The sequence below is a fragment of the Lyngbya sp. CCAP 1446/10 genome, from assembly GCF_026130175.1.
GTDB lineage: Bacteria > Cyanobacteriota > Cyanobacteriia > Cyanobacteriales > Microcoleaceae > Microcoleus.
The window spans coordinates 32,307-49,457 of the sequence record NZ_JAIGNI010000026.1 but is presented as its reverse complement, the minus strand read 5'-3'; the positions used below and the strand labels follow the sequence as shown (position 1 = coordinate 49,457).

11 protein-coding genes are annotated in these 17,151 nt (G+C 43.9%); 6 read left to right on the top strand and 5 right to left on the bottom strand.

Annotation, left to right across the window (positions count from 1 at the left end):
* Positions 1-469: 469 nt before the first annotated feature.
* The 4 genes from K4039_RS12800 to K4039_RS12785 form a co-directional block, all read right to left on the bottom strand.
* On the bottom strand, positions 470-1,837 hold the full coding sequence (locus K4039_RS12800; RefSeq protein ID WP_265235566.1) for an MATE family efflux transporter: 1,368 nt from the start codon (positions 1,835-1,837) through the stop codon (positions 470-472).
* Between the two features lie 151 nt (positions 1,838-1,988).
* Complete coding sequence (locus K4039_RS12795) at positions 1,989-3,368, bottom strand: cytochrome P450 (protein ID WP_265235565.1); 1,380 nt, start codon at positions 3,366-3,368, stop codon at positions 1,989-1,991.
* Positions 3,369-3,486: 118 nt separating this feature from the next.
* On the bottom strand, positions 3,487-4,707 hold the full coding sequence (locus K4039_RS12790) for an MFS transporter (protein WP_265235564.1): 1,221 nt from the start codon (positions 4,705-4,707) through the stop codon (positions 3,487-3,489).
* A gap of 255 nt (positions 4,708-4,962) precedes the next feature.
* Positions 4,963-5,688, bottom strand: a complete 726-nt coding sequence (locus K4039_RS12785; protein WP_265235563.1) for a VOC family protein — start codon at positions 5,686-5,688, stop codon at positions 4,963-4,965.
* Positions 5,689-6,257: 569 nt separating this feature from the next.
* Here K4039_RS12785 and K4039_RS12780 point away from each other — a divergent pair.
* Positions 6,258-7,226 (top strand): DUF3102 domain-containing protein, encoded by a 969-nt coding sequence (locus tag K4039_RS12780; protein ID WP_265235562.1) that lies wholly within the window; start codon positions 6,258-6,260, stop codon positions 7,224-7,226.
* A 46-nt stretch (positions 7,227-7,272) separates the two neighbouring features.
* Here K4039_RS12780 and K4039_RS12775 read toward each other — a convergent pair whose 3' ends face one another.
* Positions 7,273-8,049 (bottom strand): thioesterase II family protein, encoded by a 777-nt coding sequence (locus K4039_RS12775; protein ID WP_265235561.1) that lies wholly within the window; start codon positions 8,047-8,049, stop codon positions 7,273-7,275.
* A gap of 746 nt (positions 8,050-8,795) precedes the next feature.
* Here K4039_RS12775 and K4039_RS12770 point away from each other — a divergent pair.
* The 5 genes from K4039_RS12770 (at position 8,796) to K4039_RS12750 (ending at position 17,107) form a co-directional block, all read left to right on the top strand.
* Positions 8,796-9,026: an acyl carrier protein gene (locus K4039_RS12770; RefSeq protein WP_265235560.1), complete on the top strand. Its 231-nt coding sequence runs from the start codon at positions 8,796-8,798 to the stop codon at positions 9,024-9,026.
* Complete coding sequence (locus tag K4039_RS12765) at positions 9,023-10,561, top strand: benzoate-CoA ligase family protein (protein ID WP_265235559.1); 1,539 nt, start codon at positions 9,023-9,025, stop codon at positions 10,559-10,561. Before K4039_RS12770 ends, K4039_RS12765 begins: the two co-directional genes overlap by 4 nt.
* A complete protein-coding gene (locus K4039_RS12760; protein ID WP_265235558.1) occupies positions 10,561-11,919 on the top strand; it encodes a salicylate synthase in 1,359 nt (452 codons plus the stop codon). The genes K4039_RS12765 and K4039_RS12760 overlap by 1 nt, the downstream gene beginning before the upstream one ends.
* Before the next feature lie 148 nt (positions 11,920-12,067).
* A complete protein-coding gene (locus K4039_RS12755) occupies positions 12,068-13,576 on the top strand; it encodes a 3-oxoacyl-[acyl-carrier-protein] synthase III C-terminal domain-containing protein (protein WP_265235557.1) in 1,509 nt (502 codons plus the stop codon).
* 57 nt (positions 13,577-13,633) lie between these two features.
* Positions 13,634-17,107: an amino acid adenylation domain-containing protein gene (locus tag K4039_RS12750; protein ID WP_265235556.1), complete on the top strand. Its 3,474-nt coding sequence runs from the start codon at positions 13,634-13,636 to the stop codon at positions 17,105-17,107.
* Positions 17,108-17,151: the final 44 nt, after the last annotated feature.

Below are 17,151 nucleotides of genomic sequence, written 5' to 3'. Positions count from 1 at the left end.
TGCTCTGCTACAATTGCGATCGTCGAAGTTGCCGGTGCAAGAACCAATTGTTTCGTAGCTAGCACTTCCAGCACTTTTTGTTGAAGCGATGGCTTCCCTTAAGCTAGCGACATCAACTCCACTGACATAAGTAGCAGGTAAAGCCGCACTGCAATCAGAATTAGGCCGATTAAACCTTTCTGACTTTTGAGTGGGAGCATTAGGAGCAAATAATACAAGTAACTGACCAATTCTTAGGTTTTTGATCGCGATTTAAGTAGGTAGGCGGGAAAAAACCTATCTAATGCCAAAAATTCAATCGCGCCGCTATGGATAATAACTATATGCTGACTATTCTCGCTGCTTGTTTATTCCCACATGATGATACCTTTAAACCCGCTTGTCAATAGCATTTGAGATGCGCTTACCCTAGTACAATTATCAATTTTTAACATCTCTGTTTTGTTGTGGATATTTTTTTGTAAGTTCCTTATTTTGCTGATATTTTAAGTTGGAATTTATCCAATTCCATCCAAGTAAATAAAGCGACAATTATGGCAACTAAAATGTCCACAGCAGTTAAGCTATAATAAATACCATTTATTCCTATGAATAGTGGCAATATTAACACTACTGGTATAAACAAAAATACTTGTCTTATCACAACTATAATCCCCGCAATTTTACCGTTCCCTATGGACTGAAACAAAGTAATGCTACAAAATACAAAAGACAGTATGGGTAGCAATATAGTGACAATGCGAAAGTTTAACAGATCGTTAGCAGTGAAGGCAACATTCGGTAGCAACAAGCCAAGAAAAGTTGCCGGAAATAATTGTAAGGGCAACCAGATTATGCTTAACAGAATAGTACCGCCAAGCCCAAAAATTAAGTAGGCTTTCTTCATTCTGTTATGATTTCCTGCTCCATAATTTATACCGATTACGGGCTGTAAAGCAAATATGAAGCCATATACAGGAATTACTGCTAAAGAATACAAGTTCAAGGTTGCTCCGGCAAAGGCAATATCAGTATCGGTTCCATAGTAGGCGATCGACTTAAAAATCACGACTTGCTGAACGATTCCCATTAATTCCATAATTAGCACCGATACACCGACTGATAAAATTGGTATCGCTAAATCTTTGGCAAAAGTCAACTTTTTAGGGTTAATCGGAGTAGAACTTTTACCCGAAATAAAATAGGTTAAATTTACGATAGCATAAACGATTGAAGCAACAACTGTTGCTAAAGCTATTCCTCGAATACCCCAGTGAAAAACAGCAACAAATATCGGATTTAAAACTGTATTAGTCAGAACGTAAATAGCAGAAAAGCCGGTGGCCAAACCGATTCTACCTTCAGATTTAATTAGCTGGCTAGAACCTATCGCTAGAACCAAAAATACCGATCCCAGCATATAAGTCTTAAAATATTCTGCTCCTAATGAGGCAACTTCCCCTTCTCCCCCCATGAAAGAGATTAATCGATCGCCAAAACCGTAACCTAGAATAGTGATAAAAAAGGATATAATTAAACTCATCACTGTAAAAGTGCCAAATATTTGAGACTGAGTTTTGATATCTCCCGCACCAATAGCGCGACTGAGAACCGAAGCAGAACCTACCCCAACTGATAAGGCACATCCAATTACAATCGTCGTCAGGGGCAGTGCGAGGGATATAGCTGCCAAAGCACTTTCGCCAATCAGTCGTCCTGCAAATAAAGCATCGAGAAAAGTGTTTAAGCCAATCAACAACATTCCCAGAATACCGGGAACCGATAATTTTAACATTAGTTGAATCAGATTGCCTTGCTGGATTTCATCTGTTACTTTGGTTTGCTGTTGTGAAGTCATTATATAGCTAGGGGCTGTTTTGCTAGGGGCTAGAGTCAGAAGGGTCTAGAATCCGCCAACGTTTCAGGAATTGAGAATGTCCTAACCACCTTGGCGGTTGTTATAAATGTAATCTGGGGTTTGATCGAGTGGTGAATTGAGTAACAAGGTGCTACAATCGGGCTAGCGTTGCGGACGAATATTGCTCCTGCTGCTGGCGCTGACTTTCGATCGCCATTTTCACGCCATTAGCAGGGTAACAAAGTAGTCCTTCAAACTTAGGTTGCTCCGGTCGTCGATCGGCTAATTCTAATTGATAGCGTGAAAGCATAGTTGCCAGTATTAGCTTCATCTCAAATAAAGCTAAAGCTGCACCGATACAAGTACGATTGCCGCCGCCAAATGGTAGAAATTCATACGGTGAAAATTTTCTTTCTAGAAAGCGCTCTGGCTTAAATTTGTGAGGTTCTGGGTATAAGTCCTCACGCCGATGAGTCAGACAAATATTAACTCTGAGCAGCGTACCGGGACTTAATTGATAACCCATTAACTCGATCGGTGCTTCTACCAATCTTGCAAATGTGAATAACTGAGTGGGATAAATTCGCAAGGTTTCGTTACAAACAGCGCTGAGGTAGGGTAGTCCGACAATACTCATTGGATCTGGTGAATTGCCAAGGCGATCGAGTTCATTGAGCAGTCGATCGCGCACGTTCGGCAAATGGTGAATCCAGTATAATGCCCAAGCGATCGCAGTTGCGGAAGCATCCTGAGCCGCAAATAAGGGCGAAATTACCAGATCCCGCAACTCTTCATCTGTCATCATCTCACCCGCTTCATCGCGAGCTGACATCAAATCGGAGAGGATATCGCCGCGAGAAATATCTGCTTGCTGGCGGCGTTCTTTTACTTCCTCTTCCAGCAGTTGATAAAGTTCTTGCCGGAGGTGAAGCAGTTTCCCCCAAGGACTCCAGCGACCTAAATCTCGTTGCAGGAAAGGGAGAATGTTGGCAGCTTGAACTAAAGGAGTCCGCATCAAATTTATGATTGAAGGAAGCAGTTTCCTGAGTCTTTCGTAGCGTTCTCCCTTGCTTAAACCCAACACAAGCTGAAGACTTACTTGTAAGGTAATGTCTTCTATCGATGAGTAAGCTACAAAGACTTTGCCGATCGAATGTTGACCGATAATTTCCTCTGTCAGTTCGCAGATTCGCTCTCCGTAAGAGCGCAACCTCGCACCGTGAAAGGCTGGCATCATCAATTGACGGCGATGTTTGTGGCGCAAACCATCGAGTTGGAGTATTCCTTGGTTCCCCGTAATTAGGGCCATATCTTCATTCAACTCTCCTAAAGCTGGAATCTGTTTTGTATTGGTAAAAATTTGCTCGATTCCTTGGGGATTGCTGACAAACAATACGGGAGTAGACCCAAACGTGATGGTGAAAATGTCACCGTAGCGTTTGGCGAGATCGTCCATGTAGCCAATAGGATTTGTGGCGAGTTTAAGATATTGCAACCAGATGGGAGCTTTTGGGCCTGAAGGTAGGTTCATTTTATTTTTCTCAAAAATTCATATCAAAGATGTTTGCAAGGGAATTATTGATTTTCGATTTTTTACCACAGATAAACGCAGATAAAATTAAATTTTCATCAGGTTTTTGCTTTGGTAACTAGGATGAAACACGATCGCGCATTGGTAGTGGATCGGGATTAAAAGTCTTGACAACTAGGATAATGCCGATGAGAGAAATGGTAATAGCGACGACAAATACTCCCCGATAGCCTAAGGATTGTGCAATTACACCGCCGATCGCGGCAGAAATAATCCCAAAAAAGAAAGTAGTTGAAGATTGTAGCGTGTAGTCCGTGCCAGCCGCCTCTAATCGGCTTTTGTCCATCATTATCGTGTATAAGACTGTCACCGCCATACTACTCACAAATTGAGTACCGATCGCGATCGCATAAAGAATAGCTAAATGGGCAATACCAAATGCTGGCAATAAGTAGGTGAACATCACCAAAACTTGAAGTAAGCCAAAGATAATTAGCGATCGCTTCCGTCCCAAGGGCGCAATCAGCAAACCTCCGACGATCGCGCCTAATATCCCGACACCGTAACTGACGACTCCCAACATTAAGCCAATGTCTGCCAAAGACAACCCGAGATCTACCAACAGCGGACGAAACATCCGGGATGCCATATAAGGGCCAGGTGTATACAAGCTCAGAATCAGCAGCCAATGCCATATTCCGGGACTACGAAAGAACTTAATAATCTCCGTGAAAGGATTTGCCGGCTTTTGGGAGTTCGACTGAGCGCTTGCAGATTTCTGATGCTTGCTGCTGGGTTCTTTGTACAGCAAAATAGGAAGAAGTGCAACAACTACAAATAGCGCCAAAGTCAGCATACTGGCTTTCCATCCCCAACTATCGATCGCTAGTAGCAGCATCCCACCGCCGCCGATAATTCCACCCAGGTAGTGCCCCGCACTCTGTATTCCATTGCCAATGCCCCGCTCTTGGGGTTCTAACAATCCTACCGCTAGGGCATCGGTGGCAATATCTTGGCTGGCGCAAACGAAACAGATGATCACCAGACAGATCAATGTAACTGAAAGCTGACTTTGGATATCAATCAAGACGAAGGTGGCTACAGTGCAAGCTGCGATCAGTTGAAAGCAGATAATCCAAAACATATAGTGTCCCCAACGGGTGAATCCGTAGCGATCGATCAAGGGCGACCAGAGGAATTTTAACATCCAAGGTAAGGCTAATAGGGGCAAGAAACCGATCGCTTCTAAGGATGCCCCACGCTGGCGCATAATGACTGGCAAAGCTTCATACAAACACGCGATCGGGATGAACTGCGATACGTATAAGCTGCCAAGCAATCCGAATTTCTTTAGGCTTTTTGGGTTAATCACCGGGCTTGATTCCTGTGCTGTTCATAAAAATTGCTGCTGCCCACCGATCTCGATCAAAAAACTCTGTGTTGACAGTACGGAAGTTTATCTCGATTGATGGTACTAGGATGTTCTAGGAAAAGTTGAGAAATACTCTCAATAGATATAGGCTAGATAAATGTCTTTGTCAAGTAGCTGTGCCTTAAATCTGAGTGCCTTTGTTAGCCTCGGGATACTAGCTCATCAATACAGGAGTCGCATAGGTAGTGTTGGCCGCGCATCGACTATTTCCCCTTTCACACCGCCGTCAAAGGTTAATTCCAGCAGTGGAGAGGTGTCGCGTTCGATCGCGACAACACCATTGCGATCGAGCAGAGAAACAGCTTCACTCAGTTCTTTGTCGCGATCGACTGCGATTTTGACACTGGTTAGCTTTTTTACTCCCAGCGGATGAGTAATTAACTGCTGATGCCTTTCACAAGAGCGATCGAGCCAACTTGTCAGAGCAATATCGCTACTCACAGCCAAGCATATAGGCTCTGCCGCATTCGCGATATTCTGTGGTGAAAACCTAATAAACGAATCTGGGTGCATCCACTGTGCCCAGTGTTTTCTAGATCCCGGAATCAGATTTGTCATCTCAGGTAAAGAGCGTAAACCAATGCCAAAGGGAGATGCTCCCGTTTGCAGCCAACGCGCCCGTGCTAAAAAGTCGATCCCCGTTCGTGCTGTATGCTGTTGGGCTGCATTTTCGTCTTCGATCCAGATTAGTTCGAGGTATGTATTCTCGAAGAAGAAAATCGTCGAGATTGTTCCTTGCTCTGGACGCCGCACTACTTGTTCGGAGCAGTGAAGACCCAAATTTTGCAGAAAGGAAACTCCCGCTCGACCTTCTGTAACAAAGATAAAAAGATGATCGATTTCCAGTAAAAAATTATCGGTAGGCACCTGTAGTAATTGAGTTGACATGAATATTATTTCTCACTTGTGTTTGCTTAAACCCACAGATTCTTCTCTCTGTGCATCCGTACTCATCCGTGTCATTCCCTGGAAATAACTGAGAACTTATATCTTTAATGCAGGTAGTTTCTTACACATACAGAGATTGAGATAACAGCTCTAGACAATCAACGCTAGACCTAACTTCCCAGCGTCATTAGCTAGCGGGTTGGGAATTTAAAGCCTCTCAAGAGCTGGAGAGACCTATCAGAGAGGTTCGGAGAGAGGTTTGACCGATCTAGCAGAAAGTAAGGCTCTCGACAAGGAGTTTTTCATGAAATTAATAAAAATTATTTGCAATAAGTTCTTAACAATTAGGCAACAAATAGACTGATTTGTCAACTAGGCTCGGGCAAATTTCTATAGAAAAGTATCCGCAGCGGTTTGCGCTAATGGACATCCCCCGCTTGTTTCGGTTATCCTAGATAATTGTGAAGATTTAATAAAAATTAGGGTTGGCACAAATCTGGGTGCAAGCCCACGATATAAGTCGTGAGACTATCAAATTTTGAATTAAGTAAAGTAGGCAAAAATAAGATATGGGTAACTCACAAAAACGGCTTAACTTGGTTATTGGTTTTGACTATGAAATTTTAGAATCCCAAGAACGGATTCTTGTGCAGCAACGAACTGGGGAAATTAGAGAACGTTTACAGCGATCGGCCCAAGATATTTGGGAAATCGGCAACAAGCTGGCTGATGTGCGATCGCGCCTCAAGCACGGTCAGTTCGATACGTGGTTAAAAGCTGAGTTTGGCTGGAGTCGGCGTACTGCTTACAATTTCATCAACGTTTACGAAGCCTTTCCCGAACGTGCAAACTTTGCACAGATTAATATTGCGACATCAGCCCTCTACCTTTTAGCAGCACCATCAACTTCACAAGGACTCCGCGATGAAGTTCTGCAACGAGCAAAAGAGGGCGAACCCGTAACCTATAAGGAGATCCGCCAAGTCATCAAAGAAGAGAAGTCACAATCCTCTCCTGCTGTGGAAAAGCCCCAGCCGCCAAAGCAGGAAATTGTGGCGATCGAACCGAAGGCTTTGGTGGAAGCGAATAACTCAGTTTTAGAAGTTACTACGCTAGAGATACCCTCTCCTGCTGTTGATACTCCTATTAAGGTTCAGCCCGGTTGGTATATGTTAGAGAAGCAACATCTACTGTTTTGTGGTGATACGGCTTCACCGAAATTTGTAGAACGCATACCGCAGGCGGTGCTGGCGATCGCGATTACTGGTGATGATTGGGATCACGATTGGCTAATCGAACGGGCAAAAACCGTCATTATCTTTCCTGAATCCAGCCTCAAGGAGCAAATGCTCTCTAACCTACTGTCCATGTTTTCGGCACCGGGAGAAGCCGTGATTTTCCCTTGGTTGCCGGATTCAGCAATGTTGGCGATCGCTCATAAACTAGAAAGGAAAATTTTTGCCGGAGATCCGAACCCTGAGAAATGCAGAAAAGCGATCGCCCATTCCCAACTCTTGGTTGAACGGATGAACCTTTAAAGGCGTTGCTGAATACAGGTATGAATTCAGCAACGCCGAGCCTGTCTCAGTCAGGACTCAATTGACCAACAATCTGATTGAGTAATTGTGAAAGGCGTTGTAGCAGAAGTGTTTGGTCTGAGTGCAGGAAGAAATGATCCCCAGGAAACATCTCCAGCGAAAAAGCAGAGTTTGTCTGCTTTCGCCATGCTTCTAGCTCTTCGGCACCGACTTTCCAATCTTGTAATCCACCAAAAGCAGCGATCGGACAATCTAACGGCGGTTCCTGCGAGTAGGCGTAATTTTCAACCACAGCAAAATCGGCTCGCAGAGTAGGAAGGAGGAGTTCCATCAGTTCGGCGTTTTCTAGCACGGCTTTGGGAGTGCCGTTATAACGGCACAATTGTCGTAGAAATTCTGCTTCTGGTAGAGCATGAATGGGCGGGTCGCGATCGGGAACTTGAGGAGCCCGGTGAGCGGATACAAATAGGTGCAGTGGACTTTGGTTGTACTCTTGGCGGAGTAGTCGCGCCAGTTCAAAGCTCACCAATGCGCCCATACTGTGACCGAAGAAAGCGAAAGGTTTGGTAAGGCTGCTCAGGATTTTAAGGCAAAGAGCCTCAATTACTGGCTCGATCTCGGTGAAGGGAGTTTCCAGCAGTCGAAATCCACGGCCCGGAAGTTCGATCGGACAAACCTCTACATCGGGCGGTAGGTTCCCTGGAAAAGCACGAAAGCTCAAAGCCCCACCCCCGGCATAGTGGAAGCAGAATAGTCGTAATTTGGCTTCAGGATTGGGTTTCGGATAGGTAATCCAGGAGTTTGCAGTTCTGGTAGCGTTCATAAATAGCTAGGGAAGAAGGGGCTAGGGGCTAGGGAAGAAGGGAAGAAGGGAAGAAGGGAGGAATGGTTTAGGGTCGGTGGTGGCAGGAATTAAGAATGTCCTAACTGCCAAGAAGATTGCTATAGCAATCCTAAATGAGATCCAAACACTTTGTAGGGGCAATCTGCCGTGCATTGGTGTCAACAATCGCTCAAACCATTATTCCGTCAGGGACTTAAGTCCCTGCCTCAAAGCTTAAGTCCTCTTCAGAGGACTAATAAGTAAGTTCTTTAGTCCTCTTCAGAGGACTTCCGCTATTAGACAGAGACTTAAGTCCCTGGCGGGTTTCAGCGATTGTTGACACCAATGCCTCCGCGTAGGCGTAGCCAGCCGTAGGCATCGCCTTGATAGAGCGGGGTAGGCACGGGGGCACTACCCCTACAAGTTGATTTAAGGGTACTGGCGTAAGTCCTGAATACCTAACCGTTGGTCGCTCTTAACAAAACTTTATAAAATTTTTCCGATTTGGCCTTGCCAAGAACCAAGCATAGGTAATACAATTCGTGTAGCTTATTGAAACGTCTTCTCAATAATCTAGTAAACAAAGTCAGCACAACTGATACAGCTTGTCCTTGTGGTTAACGATCGGTTCGCTGAACAAATCAATATTTTCAAGTCAAAGCCAGAAAAATTAAGTCAAAACATCACTACCATTGATTTCATGAGAAGTCAAAAGGATCGTTTATTGCATGAGAAGTCAAAAGGCGATGGATACACTGAAGGCAATACTGGTTAATTTAGGTATTCCTGAAGAGTCCCTTCATCAAGACACTTTACTACACGGGAATTTACAACTTGACTCTGTTGAAACAGTACAAATTGCGCTGGAATTGAAACGGAGGTTGGGGGTTAACCTGAAACTTGGAACCCGCCAAGATATGACCTTAGCTCAAATCTGTAATGAGATCGAAACGGCGATGCCAGCCGAACATAAATGAGTATTTCTGAAAAATTACCTAGCATCTTCAACGTTGCAGCTTACTTCTTGGAAAGCAACCTGGCACAAGGACGAAGCGAGAAAGTAGCGTTTTACTATCAGGATTGGACTTATACTTATGCCGAATTAAACAGCTTTGTTCGACGTACAGCGAGATTATTCTCCGAGTTAGGTTTGGAGCGAGAAAACCGGATCGCCATTCTTTTGTCAGACACTCCAGAGTCAGTATTTGCTTTCTGGGGAGCTATTTGGTTAGGCGCAGTACCAGTTCCGATCAATACGGCTTGTACGATTGATGACATCCACTATATCCTGCAAGATTCACGCGCCAAAGTCTTGGTGACTAACCAAGAGTGGCAAGAAAAACTGACTCCCATCCACTCTCATTTCTTGCAAAAAATTCTCCTTAAAGACGGAGAAAAACCATTTTTGTCTCTGCTTACTCAGCAGACAGACGAACAGCTACCTTACGCCGAAACATCTGGCGATGAACCTGCTTTTTGGCTTTACACTTCCGGTAGTACGGGTAAACCCAAAGGCGTAATTCACAACCACCAAAGTATGGTAGTTTGTGCAGAGAATTACGGTAAAGCTAAAGTCGGTTTGCATCAAGATGACATCACCTATTCAGTAGCTAAAATGCCTTTTGCCTACGGTTTAGGGAATACCTTATATATGCCGATGGCAGTTGGTGCAGCCACCGTATTATCAGATGCTAACAATGCTTTTGATATTATCGCGGACATCGATCGCTACCGACCGACAATTTTATTTGGCATACCCAGCATATATGCCAGCATTCTCTCAGTGCATGAAATTGCACCTCTAAATACTTCCTCCCTACGCCTGTGCTTATCAGCAGCCGAACAACTACCCAAAACTATTTGGTATAAGTGGCGAGACACTTACGGAATAGAGATTTATGAGGGTATTGGTACGACAGAATTGCTGCATATCTTTCTATCGAATGCAGAGGGAGAATGTCGTCCCGGCAGTTCTGGTCGTCCCCTTTCCGGTTATGATGTGCGAGTGGTTGATGAAAAGGGTTTTCCTGTTCCAGCAGGGGAAATTGGCGACCTAGAGGTGAGTGGAGAAAGTCTGATGCTGGGGTATTGGAATCGCCTGCGGGAAACGCGACAAGCTCTTTACGGGAATGCGATGCGAACGGGGGATAAGTATCTGCGCGATGCGGATGGTTATTTCTGGTTTATGGGACGTAAGGATGATTTCTTCAAAGTAAATGGGATGTGGGTATCACCATTTGAAGTGGAAGATGTTTTACTCCAGCATGAAGGTGTTCTTGATGCGGCGGTAGTGCCAGAATGCGATCGCGGCGAACAATTAACTGAAATTATCGCTTACGTCAGCCTTAAATCAGGTTTTGATAAATCTCCCGATTTAGAAGACAAGATTCGACAATTAGCTAGGACTCGATTACCTCATTTTAAAGTTCCTAAAAAAATTAATTTTTTGGAAACATTACCGCGCACGCCAACCGGAAAAATTCATCGCAAATCATTGCTGAAAACCCATTAATGTTTAACGTCCTTAACCAAAGTTTTTACCCCATGTATCAGGTAGCAAGCAACTTATTAACTTATCACGAACTCTTTCTACCAGGTCAGAGAGATCCTATCATTCTGTTGCAGAATCTATTAGATGCTGGGATTTTTTCTAACTATGTGATGTACCGAAGTGAGAATGAAGTACGTATTGCTGGTAATGCTTTAGCGGAAATATCAGTAAGTTCTCACGATGTTTCGCTCGCCTTTATGGGTGAGATTAAGTCAGAACCAATTGTCGATCCGCTCAAACAAGTAGAATCAATATTAGCAGCTTTGCCGATCGAGAATTGGACTGCTTATGGTTACATAGGCTTTGACGTGGCTCGCTTCTACTCCTCCTACACCAAGGCAATTGAACAACCGCTCCTCTATTTTTTGGTTCCAGAAACAGAACTTTTTATCACTCCTAGAGGAGTTCATATCAGAAACATCAAGTCGCCCACAAAAATTTTGGAAGCGTTATCACTTGATAATAAATTGAAAGATTATGTAGCGACACCACCAGTTGTTGATTTCGCTGACAAAGAAGAGTATCAAAACCAAGTGGGCGATCTGATTCAAGCCATCCAAAGTGGCGATTTACATAAAGCGATTATTTCCCGTTCCGTGAAAGTGAAAGGGGATATGGATCTGTTCGGAACTTATGTTTTAGGAGCGAAAAACAACAATTGTGCGCGATCGTATTGTTTGCGTGTTGGCGAAGTAAGTGCGGTAGGCTTCAGTCCTGAAATTTTAATGGAAGTTAGTGCGGATGGCTTTGTAGTTACTAATCCATTGGCGGGCACTAGACCGAGATCGGAAAATTTGGAAGAAGATGTAAAATTGGAAAGTGAGTTATTTACTGATGCTAAAGAGGTAAAGGAACACGCACTTTCAATCTGGCTGGCACAAAGTGAAATGGCTTCTGTTTGTCTACCAGAAACTCTTAGGATTTTTGACTTCATGCAGGTGAAACAATACAGATGTGTCCAGCATCTCTCATCGCGAATTGGCGGTCAACTAAAAGGAGAAAAAACTTTATGGGATGCTTTGAAAGTGTTATTTCCTGGTGTCACCGTATCCGGGATTGACAAACACAAAGCTCTCAAATGGATCGAAGAACTAGAACAAGAACCGAGGGGAATTTATGCGGGTGGGATTGGTTGGGTGAATAGCAATGGTATGGCAGATATTGCGATCGCCATTCGCTCGGCTTACCAATATGGTGATTGGGTTTACTTAAATGCTGGCGCAGGAATTGTGGCAGAATCTATTCCCGAAAACGAATACATGGAGTCTGTTAACAAAATGAACACTATGTTAACCAATTTAGTGTTGAAATCTCCATGAGTATGGGCGGGGCGGGTTTATAGAATTTGTAGATATTAATCAAATATCTCGGCGAACCCGCCCCTACAAAACTTAATCGGTTAGGACTAACTTTATTCTTGAAACCCTTGTTTCTAATTCCTTCTTCCCCTAGCCTCTAGCTATAGTTATGATGAATTGTTCAGTCGGTATTCGATCGCTTTCACTCTGTTTTCCCAGCCAAATTCGGACTAATGATTATTGGCTGGAAAAGTTCCCTCATTTGTTTGCTGTAACTCCGCCAAGAAGAACGAGGTTATCTCAATCTGTTGAATCTACTTCTGATGAGGATGGATTTGCTATTTGGTCGCAAGAAGTAGCACCCTATTTGTCAGACCCTTTTCGGGGTAATGTTGAGCGAAGAGTTTTGGGTGCAGGCGAGTCGTCGCTGATGTTGGAATGTCGCGCTGCTAGGGAGGCGCTGGATGCCGCAAAACTTTCTTCCGATGAAGTGGAATTAGCGATCGTTGCTTCTATTTTTCCCGAACAACTTGTTCCTGGTAATGCCTCCTACCTCGCACGCGAACTGCAATTGCAATGTCCAGCGTGGAATCTGGAATCGACTTGTTCGAGTGCGTTAATTGCGCTGCAAAATGCGCGTGCGTTGGTGCAAACGGGAGAATATCGCAACGTTTTGGTGGTTGTCTCTCACATCGAATCTAACTCTGTAGATGAGGAAGATACGCTGTCATGGTCTATGGGAGACGCTGCTGGGGCTTTTGTGGTGGATTCGCTCAAACCCGATCGCGGAGTTTTGGGCAGTAAAATAATTAACACTGCGGCTACTTGTGATGCTTATTTACACGAATTGATCGCAGACGCGCAGGGAAAACCTCGAATGCGTACTCGGACGGGTGAGAACGCCAGCAGCTTCGCCGAAACAAGTGTGGAGTTCGTTCGTACTTGTTGTGAGGGGGCTGTGGCGGCGGCTGGCGTGACTCTCGAAGAAATTGACTTTTTTGCCTTCAATACTCCGACGGCGTGGTATGCGAGGCTTTGTGCGAGGGCGCTGGGCATCGATCCCAAACGTGCGATCGATCTTTATCCTTGGTATGCCAATATCGGTTCTGTATTTGCGATCGCCAATTTATACCATGCCGCTCTTGCAGGTAAAATTCGCGAAAACGACTTAGTTCTCGTTTACACCAACGGCGCGGCTGCAACTGCCGCTGCAACGGTGATGCGCTGGGGTGATGTGGCGCTAGGAACTGCTCCTGCTCCCCCAATTAATCTTAATCGAGAAGAAGATCGAAGCGCAGTCAATCTTTTCAGAGCCAAAAAAGCTTTTCTATCCAAGGAAAAACTATTCGCCGCTGCACCAACAGAACAGCAGCAAATATTGGAAACCTATCTAATAGAATGGCTAACCAATTCTTTACAATTGCCTGTCGATAGCCTAAGTCCGCAGCATTCTCTGGCTTTACTGCTTGATTCCTTAATGGCTTTTGAACTCAGAAGTCGAATCGAAACGGATCTACAAGTGCGAGTGCCAATAGAAAGATTCTTTGGCGACAACAACATAACTCAATTAGCCGAACTCGTACTTAATCAATTAGCTTTGGCGAACTTAACGGCATCAGAATCGGTTTTTCTTACCGAATTCAAAGCAGAGGAAGAAAGGGAAATATTAAGTATTTGATTTTAACCTCGAAAAAACGCTCGTCAATTGGTGCAATCCGAACTTAAAGCTAATAATATGAATCTGCATTTACTGTTAAACAGTTTATCTAACCAAGGTATAAAACTTTCTACCAATGGAAGTTCGCTAGAAATTGATGCGCCGAAAGGAGCAATTACTCCAGAATTGCGTAACTCATTAATTGAACATAAAGCAGAACTTATTTTGTTATTGCGCCAGAACAGCCTGAGTGCTAGTTCTACTTCTTTGCCTGTAATTAAGCCAGCACCTGATTTGCGCTACGAACCTTTTCCCTTGACTGATATGCAGCACGCATTTTGGGTGGGTCGTAGTGGGGTATTCGACTTAGGAAATGTTGCCAATCATGGTTACTACGAGATTGAATGTCAAGGCTTAGACTTGGAAACATTGAACAGCGCCTTACCCAAATTAATCGATCGCCACGATATGCTGAGGGCAATAGTATTACCCGATGGCCAGCAACAAGTTCTCAAACAAGTTCCTGCATATCAAATGGAGGTTTTGGATCTGAGTGGACAGGAGAAAGAAGTTGTAATATCTGAAATTGAAGCAATTCGCGATCGCCTATCCCATCAAGTTTTACCTGCTGACCAATGGCCTTTGTTTGAGTTTAGAGCCACGCGGTTAGATGGGGATCTAATTCGGCTGCATATCAGCTACGATTTGCAAGTATTTGATGCTTGGAGTTTGTTTCGTTTATTTGATGAGTGGTTTCAACTGTATCAAAATCCCGATGTGATATTGCCACCATTAGAAATAACATTTCGGGATTATGTTTTGGCAGAACAAGCATTGCAAAATACGGAATTATATAAGCGATCGCACGAATATTGGTTGAGTCGTCTGGATGCTCTATCTCCAGCACCCGACTTACCCCTCGCCAAAAATCCTAAAGAACTCAAAGAGCATCGCAACAGGCGCTACGAAAGCAGCTTGGAGCGAACTGATTGGCAACAGTTAAAGTTGCGATCGGCTAAAGCGGGTGTAACTCCTTCTGGGCTATTACTGGCGGCTTTTGCTGAAATCATCGCGCTTTGGAGTAAAAACCAAAAATTTACAATTAATCTGGCTTTATTTAATCGTCTACCGCTGCATCCCCAAGTCAATGACATCTTAGGAGACTTTACCTCTGTCACCCTTTTATCAGTAGACAATTCCGCTCGCGAATCGTTTGGCGATCGCGCCATTCGCCTTCAGAAACAACTGTGGCAAGATTTAGAACATCGCTATTTTAGTGGAGTCAGCGTGACGCGGGAATTAGCTCGTCGGAGAGGTACAACTCCTAGCGCGATGCCAATTGTTTTTACCAGCACTATCGGCTTCCGTTCCCTGGGACAAGAAACTTTAACGTTCAGTCATTTTGGCGAATTGGTATATGGAATTAGTCAAGCATCCCAAGCTTGGATGGACATTCAAGTTTGGGAAGAAAAAGAAACATTGACATTTAATTGGGATGTAGTTGAAGAACTTTTCCCGGAGGGTGCGATCGCAGATATGTTTGAGGCATATTGCCGTTTGATCGAGCAACTTGCTACTTCTGAATCGGCCTGGATGGAAACGACACGACAACTCTTACCTCCGGAGCAATTAGCGCAAAGAAATGCTATTAATTCTACAGATGCGCCGATTCCTGATGATTTACTGCATAGTTTGTTTGCCGCGCAAGTCCGGGATAGAGGAAATGAAAATGCAGTGATTTCATCTGCACGAACATTAACTTATCAGGAATTATTCGATCGCTCGAATCAAGTCGGTCATCGACTGCGCCAATTAGGAGTTATTCCCAATCAGCTAGTCGCCATAGTAATGGAGAAAGGATGGGAACAAATTGTTGCAGTCATGGGTATTTTAGCTGCCGGTGCTGCTTACGTTCCCATCGATCCCGGATTACCTGAAGAACGCTTATCTTATCTGTTAGAAAATAGTGAAGTTCAGATCGTTTTAACTCAATCTCGGTTGAAAGAAAAACTTACTTGGCGATCGGGAATTCAACTACTATGCGTAGATAATGAAGACTTAGCCGGAGAAAGCAAGCAAGCATTAAATCCAGTTCAAACACCCGACGATTTAGCTTTTGTAATCTATACTTCGGGGTCTACGGGATTGCCGAAAGGAGTGATGATTACTCATCGCAAGGTGGCGAATGTGGTAGTCCATACTAATATGCGTTTTAATGTTACTTCGCAAGACCGAATGTTAGCTTTGACCGCTCTCAATCATGATATGTCAGTTTATGATATCTTCGGTCTTTTGAGTGCTGGCGGCGCGATCGTTGTGCCGGATGCTGCTGCTGTGAAAGATCCCCGTCATTGGGTAGATTTAATGGTAAGAGAACGGGTGACATTATGGAACTCAGTCCCGGCGATGATGGAGATGTTGGTAGATTACATGGAGGGTGAATCTGGAGGGATACTAGAAAGTTTGCGATTGACAATGTTAGGAGGTGATTGGCTGCCGATTTCTTTGCCAGATAGCATAAAAAACCTAGCACCAAATACCCAAATTCTCAGCGTAGGCGGACCGACTGAAACTACAATTTGGAATATATGCTATCTCATTAAAAAAGTCGATCCAAATTGCAAGAGCATTCCCTACGGTCAACCGATGGCGAACTCGAAATATTATATTTTGAACGACGCTTTAGAAGACTGTCCGATGTGGGTTGCGGGACAAATGTACTGTGCTGGAGTGCAGTTGGCAAAAGGCTACTGGCGCAATGAAGAAAAGACTCGCGACAGTTTTATTTCTCATCCGCGTACGGGAGAACGTCTGTATGGGACAGGAGATTTAGGTTGTTATCATCCTGATGGCAACATTGAATTTTTAGGACGAGTTGATTTCCAGATCAAGATTCGTGGACACCGGATTGAAGTTGGAGAAATTGAGGCTGCTTTGACACAGCATCCAGCCGTCAAAGCAGCAGTAGTGAGTGCGATCGCTAAACAGCAAAGCAAAGAACATTTGCTCGCTTATGTCATTCCCAACTCAACAAAAATACCACCAACTGTTGAGGAGCTACGGAACTTTATCAGTCATAAATTGTCAGAGTATATGATACCATCCGCTTTCATATTTCTGGAACGTTTACCGCTGTCAGCGAATGGAAAAGTAGACCGTAACGCCCTGCCAACTTCAGGAATTTTTAGTCAAGAATTAGACAGTAAATTTGTAGCACCCCAGAACGATATAGAGCAGGCGATCGCTACAGTATGGCGAGCAGTCCTCGACTTAGAAAAAGTTGGCGTCAATAGTAACTTTTTTGAAATTGGTGGCAACTCATTATCGATCGCCAAAATTTACAATAAACTCAGAAATGTTTTACCCAATGAGGTAGAATGTATTTCATTGCTGGATTTGTTTAAGTATCCAACAATTCGTTCTCTGGCTCAACAATTAGATCGAGTTCATACAGCAGCTTCGCCAGAGTTACAATTTACTGAATTGTCTCGACAAATAGCAGCCGGCAAAAATCGCCTCAAACAAAAGCTAAAAAAATCAAAGGCTATATAACAACCCATTAACCAGCACTAAACCTACATCTTTATCAGGAATTA